Source organism: Kitasatospora kazusensis (assembly GCF_039529945.1).
Classification (GTDB): Bacteria; Actinomycetota; Actinomycetes; order Streptomycetales; family Streptomycetaceae; genus Kitasatospora; species Kitasatospora kazusensis.
In genome coordinates this window covers 34,659-46,996 of the sequence record NZ_BAAANT010000023.1, presented here as the reverse complement: position 1 = coordinate 46,996, position 12,338 = coordinate 34,659, and the positions used below count along the sequence as shown (strand labels likewise).

The 12,338-nt window shown below is 68.6% G+C and carries 10 protein-coding genes and 1 tRNA gene; 2 read left to right on the top strand and 9 right to left on the bottom strand.

Annotation, left to right across the window (positions count from 1 at the left end):
- Positions 1–98: 98 nt before the first annotated feature.
- Complete coding sequence (locus ABD330_RS19730) at positions 99–1,919, bottom strand: bifunctional metallophosphatase/5'-nucleotidase (RefSeq protein WP_344466874.1); 1,821 nt, start codon at positions 1,917–1,919, stop codon at positions 99–101.
- A 354-nt stretch (positions 1,920–2,273) separates the two neighbouring features.
- Between ABD330_RS19730 and pyk the strand changes: the two genes are divergently transcribed.
- On the top strand, positions 2,274–3,704 hold the full coding sequence (pyk, locus tag ABD330_RS19725) for a pyruvate kinase (protein WP_344466872.1): 1,431 nt from the start codon (positions 2,274–2,276) through the stop codon (positions 3,702–3,704).
- A 49-nt stretch (positions 3,705–3,753) separates the two neighbouring features.
- Here the strand turns inward: pyk and ABD330_RS19720 are convergent, their stop codons facing one another.
- Positions 3,754–4,539 (bottom strand): helix-turn-helix domain-containing protein, encoded by a 786-nt coding sequence (locus ABD330_RS19720; RefSeq protein WP_344466870.1) that lies wholly within the window; start codon positions 4,537–4,539, stop codon positions 3,754–3,756.
- A 112-nt stretch (positions 4,540–4,651) separates the two neighbouring features.
- Positions 4,652–4,737 (bottom strand) — tRNA-Leu (locus ABD330_RS19715).
- 93 nt (positions 4,738–4,830) lie between these two features.
- Here ABD330_RS19715 and ABD330_RS19710 point away from each other — a divergent pair.
- Positions 4,831–5,490 (top strand): ANTAR domain-containing response regulator, encoded by a 660-nt coding sequence (locus tag ABD330_RS19710; protein WP_344466868.1) that lies wholly within the window; start codon positions 4,831–4,833, stop codon positions 5,488–5,490.
- A 57-nt stretch (positions 5,491–5,547) separates the two neighbouring features.
- Here ABD330_RS19710 and ABD330_RS19705 read toward each other — a convergent pair whose 3' ends face one another.
- The 6 genes from ABD330_RS19705 to ABD330_RS19680 form a co-directional block, all read right to left on the bottom strand.
- Entirely contained in the window at positions 5,548–6,264 is a 717-nt protein-coding gene (locus tag ABD330_RS19705) for an ABC transporter ATP-binding protein (protein WP_344466866.1), read from the bottom strand.
- Complete coding sequence (locus ABD330_RS19700) at positions 6,261–7,223, bottom strand: ABC transporter ATP-binding protein (protein WP_344466970.1); 963 nt, start codon at positions 7,221–7,223, stop codon at positions 6,261–6,263. Before ABD330_RS19700 ends, ABD330_RS19705 begins: the two co-directional genes overlap by 4 nt.
- Positions 7,224–7,231: 8 nt before the next feature.
- Positions 7,232–9,022 (bottom strand): branched-chain amino acid ABC transporter permease, encoded by a 1,791-nt coding sequence (locus ABD330_RS19695; protein WP_344466864.1) that lies wholly within the window; start codon positions 9,020–9,022, stop codon positions 7,232–7,234.
- A gap of 22 nt (positions 9,023–9,044) precedes the next feature.
- Positions 9,045–9,974, bottom strand: coding sequence for a branched-chain amino acid ABC transporter permease (locus tag ABD330_RS19690; RefSeq protein ID WP_344466862.1), 930 nt, complete (start codon positions 9,972–9,974; stop codon positions 9,045–9,047).
- A gap of 150 nt (positions 9,975–10,124) precedes the next feature.
- Positions 10,125–11,351, bottom strand: a complete 1,227-nt coding sequence (locus tag ABD330_RS19685) for a branched-chain amino acid ABC transporter substrate-binding protein (protein ID WP_344466860.1) — start codon at positions 11,349–11,351, stop codon at positions 10,125–10,127.
- 232 nt (positions 11,352–11,583) lie between these two features.
- Complete coding sequence (locus ABD330_RS19680; RefSeq protein ID WP_344466858.1) at positions 11,584–12,294, bottom strand: hypothetical protein; 711 nt, start codon at positions 12,292–12,294, stop codon at positions 11,584–11,586.
- Positions 12,295–12,338: the final 44 nt, after the last annotated feature.

Below are 12,338 nucleotides of genomic sequence, written 5' to 3'. Positions count from 1 at the left end.
CCGGACATGCGGCAACCCCCGTACGTGAAAACCGAATCGGCGGCACTGTGACGCACAGTGCCGCCGACCGGTTCCCCACGCAAGCCCCCAGGCGAGGACTAGAACAGCGGCACGCCCGCCCGCACCAGACGCCAGCCCACGGCCGCGAAGTCCGCCGGGTCGATGACACCCTTCGCCTTCACCCAGGCGATCATCGTGTTGCGGATCTCGTCCGAGTTCGCCCACACCTTCGTCGCCGTCGCGACATGCGGGAAGTTACCGCCGCCATTGGCCCGGTAGTTGTTCACCGCCAGCACGAACTGCGCCGCCGGATCCACCGGCTTGCCCGCGAACGACAGGTTGACGATCCGCGAACCCACCGGCTGGGTCAGGTCGATGTCGTACGAAACCCCGTACACGGAGTCGTAGTTGTAGTCCGGCGTGTTCTGCTGGTTGGTCAGCGTCGGCAGGTCGATCGGCGCACCCACCGCCCGCTGGGCGAAGTACTTCGCCGAGAACTCCAGGTAATCCTTGATCTGAGCACCCGTCAGAATACGGGCCTCCAACGTGTTCTCGTAGATGTACAGACCCGCCGCATCCCGCAGCTTGACCTGCCCCGCCGGAATGTCCGCCGTACGGTTGAACGGAGCCGCCTGCGCCAGCACCGGCAGCTTGCCGTACTGCGTGGACGCCAGCGCCGCCTTCACGGTGTCCGCCTGGATCCGCCCGATCAGGTCGATGATCGGCACATCCTTGTACGGCGCCTCCGCGATGGACAGGTCCACCTTGCAGGTCCCGATCACCTGGTTGACGTACGCCACGACCTTCTTGTGCTGCGCGGCCAGCAGCTTCACGATCTTCGGGTCCTCGGCCACCGTGTTCGAGTTCAGCACCCGCGCCGACAGCGACGTGACCTTCCACGCACCCTTGTCGAACTCCACCTCGAAGTCGAAGCAGGACAACCGCTGACCCCAGCACAGCGGCTCCGACAGCACGACCGTCTTCCCGGTCGCCTTGTTCACGATCAGCCGCTGCGCCACCTCCTTGTGGGTGTGGCCCACCAGCACCGCGTCGATGTCCGGCACCGTCTCCGCCATCTCACCCGAGGCGTCCTCCGGGTACGGCAGCTGGTCGCCGTACGAGGTCGGCTCGTCGATGCCCGAGTGCGCCGACACCACGACGATGTCCGCACCCGCCGCCTTCATCCGGGGCACGTACTTCTTCGCCATCTCCACGATGCCGGGGAAGACCATCTGGCCCGCCACGTTCGCCTTGTCCCAGATCGCGATACCGGGGTTGGTCAGGCCCAGGATGCCCACCTTCACCGGGCGCCCGTGGCCCAGGTGCAGCTCCTTGATGACGTACGGCTTGAACGCCGGCTTCTCGTCCTTGGCGTGCAGGGCGTTGGCACCCAGCAGCGGGAAGTCCAGCTGCTCCTCGAAGGCGCGCACGGTCGGGATGCCGTAGTTGAACTCGTGGTTGCCGAGCGCGGCGGCGTCGTAGCCGATGGCGTTCATCGCCACCGCCATCGGGTGCTTGGGCGCGTGGTGCTTGGCGGTGATCGGCTCGACCCGGGCGTAGTAGTAGGACAGCTGGGTGCCCTGGATGATGTCGCCCGCGTCGATCAGCAGGGTGTGCGCGCGGCCCTTCTCCTTGCGGATCTGCTCGACCAGGGTGGAGATCTTGCTCAGGCCGACGGCGTTCTGCGCCTTGTCGGCGTAGACGGCGTCGGTGAAGTAGTCCCAGTTCACGCCGTGGCCGTGCAGGTCGGTGGTGCCCATCACGGTGAACGTCTGCTTCTGCGGAGGCTGGTGGCACTCGGGGGCCTCCGCCGCCGCTGCGGCCGGGGTGGCGGCGACCATCGGCAGGCCGCCGACCATGGCGGCGCCGGCTGCGGTGGCGGCCGAGCGGGTGACGAAGTCACGACGGTTCAAGGGCATGGACGACTCCAACGTGGGGCGGGAAGACGAGGCGTCAACAAGGAACAAGTGACGCGCGTAGAAGTCTGCACAAGAATCCGCCCGCGGAACAGACCCCGGACGTTGCCAACAGGTGAGTACTGGAAGACGCCCAGGTGACGCGGCCGTGAGTCAACGTCACCCCCACCGGTCACCCGAAGGGCTGGTGTCCGGGCCGGGCACGACCGCCGCCCGCCCGCCTCCCGGCGTCAACTCCACCGCACAGGAGTCGAAGTCACGCCGTGTCAGGCCGTTCACCGAATCGTTCACCAACCGCCACCGGGGGGACGGCCGGAACGTCATTGTTACGCACGGGTAATGCCTACGCTCGTGACTATGCGCCGAGCAAAAATCGTCTGTACTCTCGGGCCCGCCGCCGACTCGTACGACCAGATCAAGGCACTGGTCGACGCCGGCATGGACATCGCCCGATTCAACCTCAGCCACGGCTCCCAGGCGGAGCACGAGGAACGCTACCGCCGGGTCCGCAAGGCCTCCGACGAGACGGGCCGCAGCGTGGGGGTCCTGGTCGACCTCCAAGGCCCGAAGATCCGACTCGACACCTTCGCCGACGGACCCGTACTCCTTGAACGCGGCGACGAGTTCACCATCTCCGTCGAGGACGGCGTCGTCGGTGACCGCGACATCTGCGGCACCACGTACAAGGGCCTCGCCGCGGACGTCTCCCGCGGCGAACGCATCCTCGTCGACGACGGCCGGGTCTGCCTCGAAGTCACCCACGTCGACGGCCTCCGGGTGCACTGCATCGTCATCGAAGGCGGCCTGATCTCCGACCACAAGGGCCTCAACCTCCCCGGCGTCGCCGTCTCCGTCCCCGCGCTCAGCGACAAAGACGTCGCCGACCTGCGCTGGGCCCTGCGGACCGGCGCCGACATCATCGCCCTCTCCTTCGTCCGCAGCGGCAAGGACATCGAGGACGTCCACCGCATCATGGCCGAGGAGAACCGCCGCCTCCCGGTCATCGCCAAGATCGAGAAGCCGCAGGCGGTCGACAACCTCGAATCCATCGTCGAAGCCTTCGACGGCATCATGGTCGCCCGCGGCGACCTCGGCGTCGAGATGCCGCTGGAACAGGTCCCGCTGGTGCAGAAGCGGGCCATCAAGCTCGCCAAGCGCAACGCCAAGCCGGTCATCGTCGCCACCCAGATGCTCGACTCGATGATCAACGCCTCCCGGCCCACCCGCGCCGAGGCCTCCGACGTGGCCAACGCCGTCCTCGACGGCACCGACGCGCTGATGCTCTCCGGCGAGACCTCGGTCGGCAAGTACCCCGTCGAGACCGTCCGCACCATGAGCCGCATCATCGAAGCCGTCGAGGAGGACGTCCTCGCCGCCGGCCTCCCCCCGCTCACCGAACGCAACAAGCCCCGCACCCAGGGCGGCGCCGTCGCCCGCGCGGCCGCCGAGATCGGCGACTTCCTGAACGCCAAGTACCTGGTCGCCTTCACCCAGAGCGGCGACACCGCCCGCCGGCTGACCCGCTACCGCTCGCCCATCCCCGTCCTCGCCTTCACCTACGAGCCGGCCGTCCGCAGCCAACTCGCCGTCACCTGGGGCGTCGAGACCTTCCTCGGCCCGTTCGCCCCCACCACCGACGAACTGGTCGCCCAGGTCGACTCCCAGCTGCTCAGCCTCGGCCGCTGCCAGAAGGGCGACATCGTCGTCATCACCGCCGGCTCACCCCCCGGCCTGGCCGGCTCCACCAACCTCGTCCGCGTCCACCACGTCGGCGAACTCGACAACTGACCTCATCGCCGCACGGCGTGGTCGCCTTGAGGGGCGGCCACGCCGTACGTCAGTACTTGGGGCCGATGTGCTCGTCCATCAGGGCGACGGACGCCCGGCGGGCGACGGAGATGTTCACGCCGCCCAAGGGACGTGGCACCGAGGCCTTCCACTCCACACCCACGGCGTCGAGCGTGTCGGTGAAGATCCGCCTGATGTCGGCCGAGGTGTTGGTGAAGAAGTAGCGCGGGTACTCGTGCCGCCGGACGACCCCGTCGACCGTGCGGGTGGCCCAGTTGGTGATCCGGCAGCCGTCGGAGTGGACGAGGCCCCGGAGCAGCCCCCAGGGGTGTGCGTCGACCAGCTGCTGCTGCCACGGCTCCAGGGCTATCAGCCGTTCGTGCTTCTTGCCGGGACCGTGCTGCGGGAAGTAGCAGGGCAGGTGCATCGAGTAGACCTTGACGTCGTGGCAACCGGTGCGCCGAACACGGCAGGGCGAGTTCTTCGGGAGTACCTGCCGCATCGCCTGCTCGACGGAGTCCATGACGCCGGGCCAGTTGTCGTCGCAGGTGATGGCGAGGTTCGGTACCCGGTGCTGCTTCGGGTGCATGATGTGTCCGTCGCCCAGATAAAGCCCCAGCAAGTACGTGTACGCGGACCCGTCGAGCGGGTCGTCGTAGCAGCGGAGACAGGTGGACTGCTTCCTTCCCGGAAGCTCACCCCGTTTGGCCAGATCCCGGTGCTTCCACCAGCTGACCGTGCCCTTGGGGACGTTCAGAGCACGGGCTACGTCGGCGTTGGATTGTCCGTCGCGCAGGAGCAGGACGGCCTGCTCGCGAATCGACCGTTCGACCATGCGGCCAAGTGTGTGACTCCGAAGTCCGAATGCCGGACCGGAATTCGGAAATATCACTCAACGTGATGAACTTGACCCAATCACTTGCGGTCTTGGATTCAAAGGTAAATCTTGGTGCCGAGTGCGGGATTCGAACCCGCAAGCCCTCTCAGGCAGATGTGTTTGAGACATCCGTGTATGCCATTCCACCAACCCGGCGTGGTCGAGCTTGAGAAGGATACCCTGTGCGCGCCCCCGGGTGCAGCTAGGTACCCTCATGCATGCAGTACCCCCGCCGGAACGAGGAGCCCCGTGAGCACCGCCGACGAGCAGCCCCAGCCGCTTGAGACCGAGTCGCCCCAGATCACCCGAATTGTGATCGCCGAGGACGAGACGCTGATCCGTCTCGACCTCAAGGAGATGCTGGAGGAGGAGGGCTACACCGTCGTCGGCGAGGCCGGGGACGGTGCGACGGCCGTGAAGCTGGTCGAGGAACTCCGCCCCGACCTGGCGATCCTCGACGTGAAGATGCCCGTCCTGGACGGGTTGTCGGCTGCCGAGCAGATCCACGCCGCGCACCTCGCGCCCGTCCTGATGCTCACCGCGTTCTCGCAGCGCGAGCTGGTCGACCGGGCGCGGGACGCGGGTGCGATGGCGTACATCGTGAAGCCGTTCAGCAAGAGCGACCTGGTGCCGGCGATCGAGATGGCCGTCTCGCGTTACACCGAGATGCGCACGCTGGAGGAGGAGATCGCCGACCTCACCCAGCGCCTGGAGACCCGCAAGCTGGTCGACCGCGCGAAGAGCGTGCTGCAGACCAAGTTCGGGCTGAACGAGCCGGCCGCCTTCCGGTGGATCCAGAAGACCTCGATGGACCGCCGGATGACGATGGCCGCCGTCGCCGAGGCCGTGATCGAGGAGGGCGTGGCGCAGGACAAGAAGAAGTCCGAGGCCGCCCAGTCCGAGGGCTGAGGAGAGAACACGGAAGGCCCGGCCGCAGCGGCGGCCGGGCCTTCCGTGTGTACGGGCTCAGTCCTCGCCGAGGTACGCCTTGCGGACGGACTCGTCGTGGAGGAGGTCCGCGCCGGTGCCGGTGAGGACGATGCGGCCGATCTCCATCACGTAGCCGGTGTCGGAGAGCGAGAGCGCGGCCTGGGCGTTCTGCTCGACGAGCAGCACGGTGGTGCCGGCGGCCTTGAGTTCGACGATCGTCGCCATGATCTTCTGCATCATCAGCGGCGAGAGGCCCATCGAGGGCTCGTCGAGCATCAGCAGCTTGGGGCGGGACATCAGGGCCCGTCCCATGGCGAGCATCTGCTGCTCGCCGCCGGAGAGGGTGCCTGCGGCCTGCTTGCGTCGTTCGCCGAGGATGGGGAAGAGCGTGTAGGCGCGCTCGACGTCCTCGGTGATGCCCGGGGTGTCCTTGCGGAGGAACGCGCCGAGGAGCAGGTTCTCCTCGATGGTCATCCGGGGGAAGATGTGCCGGCCTTCGGGGGAGTGGGCCAGCCCGAGCGAGACGATCTTGTGAGCGGGGACGGCGTTCAGCGGAGCACCGTCGAAGACGATCGTCCCCGCGGTGGGCTTGAGCAGTCCGGAAAGGGTGCGCAGCGTCGTGGTCTTGCCGGCGCCGTTGGTGCCGATGAGGGTGGTGACTTCGCCCTGGTTGACGGTGAAGCTGATGCCCTTGACGGCTTCGATCTTGCCGTAGGAGACGCGGAGGTCCTTGACCTCGAGCAGAGCGGTCACTGGTCGGCCTCCGTGCTGTCCGTGCTGTTGGTGCCCTCGTCGGCGTCCGCGTCCGCGTCCGTGTCCTCGGCGGTCCCGGTGCTCGGTGCCGCTTCGGTGGTGCTCTCGGTGGTGTTCGTGGTGCCGGCGGTGGCGCTGTCGGTGGTGCCTTCGAGGGGGGCGCCGAGGTAGGCGGTGATGACGCGTTCGTCGCTCTGGACGGTTTCGCGGTCGCCTTCGACGATCTTCTGGCCCTGGACGAGGACGGCGGTGCGGTCGCAGAGGTTGAAGATGAACCGCATGTCGTGCTCGATGACCAGGATGGCGATGCCCTTGTCCCGGATCGCGAAGACCAGCTCCTCGGCGGCGCGGGTCTCCTGCGGGTTCATGCCGGCGGTCGGCTCGTCGAGCAGGAGGAGGCCGGGTTCGCTGGCGAGGGCGCGGGCGATTTCGAGCTTGCGCTGCTCGCCGTAGGGGAGGTTGCGGGCGAGGTGTTCGGCCTTGGCGGCGAGTCCGGTGAACTCCAGGAGTTCCATGGCGCGTTCGCGGCTCTCGGCTTCGGCGCGCTTGTAGCCGGGGCCGCGGAGGATGGCCGAGAAGAGGCCTTCCTTGGTGCGGCTGTGGCGGCCGACGAGGACGTTCTCCAGGACGGTCATGTTGGCGAAGAGCCGGATGTTCTGGAAGGTGCGGGCGATGCCGGCCTGGGTGACCAGGTGGGGTTTGGGCGGCAGGACGGTGCCCTTGTAGCTGACGGTGCCCTCGGTGGGGACGTACAGGCCGGTGAGGCAGTTGAAGAAGGTGGTCTTGCCGGCGCCGTTGGGGCCGATGAGGCCGACGATCTCGCCGCTGTTGACGGTGAGGTCGACGTTGTTGACGGCGGTGAGGCCGCCGAAGCGCATGATGACGCCGCGGGCTTCGAGTACGGGTGTCGCGGTGGCGTTCTCGGCGGGGCGCGGGGCGGGGACGGTGCTGGTGGTCATGGTGCGGGTCACGCCCCTGCCGTGGTGAGTGCGGGTTCGCCGGGCTCGGCCGACTCGTGGCTGTCGTCCTCGTCCTCGTGGAATTCGAGCTGTTGGCGGCGGCCTGCGATGAGGCCTTCGGGGCGCAGTCGCATGAGCAGGACGAGGGCGATGCCGAAGAAGAGCAGCTGGTAGTTCTTCAGGAAGACCAGCTTCTCGGGGATCAGGTAGAGCAGGGTGGCGCCGAGGAGGGGTCCGCTGACGGTGCCCATGCCGCCGAGGACGACGGCGGCGACCAGGAAGGCGCTGTTGGGGGGCACGGGGCCGGCGAACTGGTACGGGTCGGGCACGACGCTGTAGCTGACGTGGGCCATGACGGTGCCGGCGAGTCCGGCGAGGGAGGCGCCGAGGGCGAAGGCGAGGAGCTTGAGCCGGAAGCCGTTGATGCCCATGGCCTGGGCGGCGGTCTCGTCCTCGCGGATGGCGACCCAGGCGCGGCCGATCCGGGAGTCGTTGGCGCGGCTGAAGACGACCACGACGATGCCGGTGAAGAGGAGCATCAGCAGGAAGTAGTTGGCGAAGCGGCCGAGCGTGAAGCTGCCGAAGGTGTGCTCGATCCCGAAGTTGAAGCCGAGGACGTTGAGGTCCGGGATGTTGCGGATGCCGTTGGGCCCGTTGGTGATCTTGGGGCCGGAGATGCCGTCGAGGCTGTTGACGGCGATGCGGAAGATCTCTCCGAAGCCGAGGGTGACGATGGCGAGGTAGTCGCCGCGCAGCCGCAGGGTGGGGGCGCCGATGACGACGCCGAAGACCAGGGCGGCTCCCATGCCGGTGAGTGCGGCGGCCCAGAAGGGGAAGTGCAGGCCGACGGGGGAGGAGGTGGAGCCGGAGACCAGGGCCGCGGCGTAGGCGCCGACGCCGAGGAAGGCGACGTAGCCGAGGTCGAGCAGGCCGGCGAGGCCGACGACGACGTTCAGGCCGAGGGCGACGGTGGCGAAGATGAGGATGTTGACGCCGACGGTCGCGAAGTGGTCGTCGCTCTGGGTGAAGGGGAAGGCGGCGGCTGCGGCGAAGGCCGCGGCGGTGGCGGTGCCGCGGTGGCGGGCGGTGATGGCGGTGAGCCGGGCCAGGAGTCCGGACCTGATGAGGGCCCAGGCGCAGAAGGCGGTGAGGACGAGGAATCCGGCGAAGAGCTCGCCGTACTCGGTGACGATGCCGTAGGTGAAGACGACGAGGCCGAGGGCGGCGGCGGTGATGATCACGAGGATCTCGGTCCAGCGGTCCAGCGGCTCGGCGGGCTTGAGGTCCGCGCCGGGGCCGATCAGCCGGCCGAAGGCGCCGAGGTAGTGCCGGATGCCCGCCTTGACGCCCTGGGGCCGGGCGGTGGTGGTGGAGCGGTGGGGCAGGCCGAGGGCGCCGATCAGCGGGAGGGCGGAGGCGACGCCGGCGATGTAGCCGCCGGGTTCGAGGTTGGCGATGCCGCCGAGTTCGTAGCTGATGGCGATCAGGGTGAACCAGGTGGTGGCGAACCCGCCGGTGGCGAGCAGGAGCGCGGGGGCCGCGGGGCCGGCCGGGGTGAGCCAGCGGGTGCCCCTGACTCCGTACAGCGGGAGCGCGAAGAGGGCGGTGAGCAGTCCGGCGACGAGGGTGAGGATCTGGAGGCCGCCGGGGTAGCCGTCGACGGTGAGGTCGCCGGGGAAGGCGGAGGTCCAGGTCCAGTGGACGAAGGTGCTGGCGGCGGTGGCGAGGCCGCCGGTGGCGACCAGGGCCTTGGCGGCCGCGGGCGGCATGGGGATGGCGCTGCGCACGGTGGTGGTCATGGTGTGTGGGTCTCCCGCTTCCTCAGGCTCGGTCCGTGACGCGTTCGCCGAGTAGGCCTTGTGGCCTGACGAGGAGCACGACGATGAGGAGGACGAAGGCCCAGACGTTGGCCCAGGAGTTGCCGCCGAGCTGGTGCATGCCGGGGACGTTCTGCATGTAGGCGGTGGCGAGGGACTCCGCGATGCCGAGGACCAGCCCGCCGAGCATGGCGCCGTAGATGTTGCCGATGCCGCCGAGGACGGCGGCGGTGAAGGCCTTGAGTCCGGCGAGGAAGCCCATGGTGGGGGCGACCTGGCCGTAGCGCAGGCCCCAGCCGATGGCGGCGATGGCGGCGAAGGCGGCGCCGAGGGCGAACGCGATGACGATGATGCGGTCGGTGTTGATGCCCATCAGCTTCGCGGTGTCCGGGTCCTGCGCGGTGGCCTGCATGCCGCGGCCGGTGCGGGTCTTGCCGACGAAGGCGGCGAGTGCGCCCATGCACAGCGGGGCGGCGATGAAGAGGTAGAAGTCCGCGGGCTGCAGGGTGACGCTGCCGATGTGGGTGGCGCCGCCGGGCAGTTGGGGGAAGCTGCGGCCGGCCCGGGCGCCGGGGTACAGCTGCTCGCAGAGCTGCTGGAGGGTGATGGAGAGGCCGATGGCGGTGATCAGCGGCGCGAGCTTGGGCGCGCCGCGCAGCGGCCGGTAGGCGAAGCGTTCGACGGTGACGGCGACCACGACGGAGACGAGCACGCCGCCGAGCAGCATGAGGGGAAGCGCCAGCCACAGACTGGTGCCGGACGGGAGGACGAGGTAGGTGGTGAGGGCTCCGAACCCACCCGTCATGAAGATCTCGCCGTGGGCGAAGTTGATGAGCTGGACAATGCCGTAGACCATTGTGTAGCCGACCGCGATCAGCCCGTAGAGGGAGCCGAGGATCAGGCCGTTGGCCAGCTGCTGCGGCAGTTCGTGCACCGCTGGGCCTCCGAGGGGGTTTCGGTGTGGTGGGTTCGGTGTGGGGTTCGCTCGAACCTGTGGAGCACGGCGGGGGCGCTGGTTGGCAGCGCCCCCGCTGGGTGGTTCGTGTGTGTCCGGTGCGGCTGTCGCCGCTGGTGTGACGGTCGGTCAGCCGGCGTAGGTGCCGGTCTTGGCGACGGTCCAGGCGTTGTCCTTGACGACGTACACGGTGAGCTGCTTGTTGACGGCGTCGCCGAACTCGTCGAAGGCGACCTTGCCGGTCACGCCGTCGAAGCTGACCTTGCTCATGCCGTCGACGACCTTGCTGCGGGCGTCGGAGGGCAGCTTGCCGCCGTTGGCGGCGACGACGGCCTTGACGCTCTGGACGATGGACCAGGCGGCGTCGTAGGAGTAGCCGCCGTAAGCGGCGTACGGGTCGGCGTAGTTGGCGGCCTTGTAGTCGGCGACGAACTTCTTGGCGGAGTCGAGCTGCTCGACCGGGGCGCCGACCGAGGTGGCCAGGTCGCCGTTGGCGTTGTTGTTGGCCTTCTTGATGTACTCGGGGTCGTACATGCCGTCGCCGCCCATGACCGGAGCGGTGACGCCGGCCTTCTTGAGCTGGTCGGTGAGCGGGCCGGACTGGGGGTACTCGCCGCCGTAGTAGATGATGTCGGCGCCGGCGGCCTTGGCCTTGGTGGCGACGGCGGAGAAGTCCAGGTTGTTGTCGTCGATGTGGTCCGAGCCGGTGATGGTGCCACCGAGCTTGGTGAACTCCTTCTGGAAGGCCGCGACCAGGCCGACGCCGTAGGTCTTCTTGTCGTCGATCAGGTAGGCCTTCTTCTTGCCCTGGTCCGTGTAGGCGTACTGGGCGGCGAAGGGGCCCTGGATCGCGTCGGTGGTGGCGGTCCGGAAGTAGGTCTTGAACTGACGCTTCTTCGTGGTGTCGTACTTGTCGCCCTGGGTCAGCGCCGGGTTGGTGTTGGCGGGGGAGACCTCGGTCAGGGTCGCGGACTCGAAGACCTGTTGCATCGACTGGGCGACGCCCGAGTTCAGCGGGCCGACGACGCCCATGACGGTCTTGTCGGCGACCAGCGCGGTGGCGTTCTGCTGGCCTTCCTGCGGCGAGGCCTTGTCGTCGAGGGCGGTCACCTTGAAGGTGACGCCGGGAACCTCGTTGTTGGCGTTGGCGACCTTCGCGGCGAGCTCGGTGGAGTGCTGGATGCCCAGGCCGAGCGCGGAGAGCGGGCCGGTGAGCGGGGCGTCGACGCCGATGGTGACAACCGTGCCGCCCGCGTTGTCGGAGCCGGACTTGCTTCCGCCGCGGGAGCCGCAGGCGGAGAGGGAGAGCGCTCCGACGACTGCGATGCTCACGACGAGGAGTGAACGATTACGCACGAGGGTTCCCTTTCTGAGGAAAGGCACCGGCCGGAGGTGGCGAGGTACCGGGTCGCGCGCTGGGGCCAGGCCTAATCCGTTGGCGCGGTGACTGGCCGTGACTCTAAACCTGGTTCGGCGGCTCGGGCAGGGGTGCGGGCATGCTGTGATTCTCTTGTTATGCGGACATGACGGAGTAGTCTCACATTCTGGTCGTTTGCGCCTGAGCGGACGTCAGTTGGTGCAGGACGTCTCAGGTGGCGGAAGGGCTCGCGGCTTCAGAAACCCTGGTAATGAGGGCCGTGTCCGGATATCGGATAACGCTGTCCGGGATGGCTGGAACGGGCGTGGATGTCCGGATATCGGTATCCGGGCAGATGATGTGCAGATTCCGGGACAGGTCGCGGGCGTAATCCGCCCCCAGGATCTGGCTGACGGTCTGGATTGCCCGCGTGTTACGTAGCGTTACATCCAGCAGAGGCATCCCCGCATCGCGCGGCGCCGCCGCGCAGTCGGTCACCCGGTACACGAGGGTGAGCTCGGCCGGCCGCCCCGGCCCGACCGTGGCCGGCAGCGCGGTTCCGTCCAGCGAGGTGCTGATCCCCCGGTACTCCTGGCGCACCGCGACGATCGCGTACGGGACCCGGCCGGTGGCGGCGGCCCGTACCTTCAGCGTGAACTCCCGGCCGCCGGGCACGGCGTCGCGCAGGGGCCCCAGGTAGCTGAAGGCCGCCGCCTGAGAGGGGTACGGAGGCGGCGAGTTGGCCTCCGGAGCGGGCCGCCCGGCATGCTCACGGGCCGCCAGCAGCACGCCCGCCGTCAGCAACAGGGCGGCGAGCCCGTACCACTGACGCCGCGTCGGCCCGGGCCGCCGGGCCGGCCCCGGCCGCACCTCGGTGCCCCCGGCCGCCTCCACCGGGCCGAGCGCACCGTGAGCACTGTCGCCCCGTCCCGTGCCGGACATACCGCCGCCCCTCGTCAGGCCATGGCCTGCCCACCCGAACCGGC

Excerpts from the sequence above, each read along its gene's own strand:
- ABD330_RS19730 (WP_344466874.1), bottom strand. The coding sequence starts at position 1,919 with ATGCCCTTGAACCGTCGTGACTTCGTCACCCGCTCGGCCGCCACCGCA.
- pyk (WP_344466872.1), top strand. The coding sequence starts at position 2,274 with ATGCGCCGAGCAAAAATCGTCTGTACTCTCGGGCCCGCCGCCGACTCG.
- ABD330_RS19720 (WP_344466870.1), bottom strand. The coding sequence starts at position 4,539 with ATGGTCGAACGGTCGATTCGCGAGCAGGCCGTCCTGCTCCTGCGCGAC.
- ABD330_RS19700 (WP_344466970.1), bottom strand. The coding sequence starts at position 7,223 with ATGACCACCAGCACCGTCCCCGCCCCGCGCCCCGCCGAGAACGCCACC.
- ABD330_RS19695 (WP_344466864.1), bottom strand. The coding sequence starts at position 9,022 with ATGACCACCACCGTGCGCAGCGCCATCCCCATGCCGCCCGCGGCCGCC.
- ABD330_RS19680 (WP_344466858.1), bottom strand. The coding sequence starts at position 12,294 with ATGTCCGGCACGGGACGGGGCGACAGTGCTCACGGTGCGCTCGGCCCG.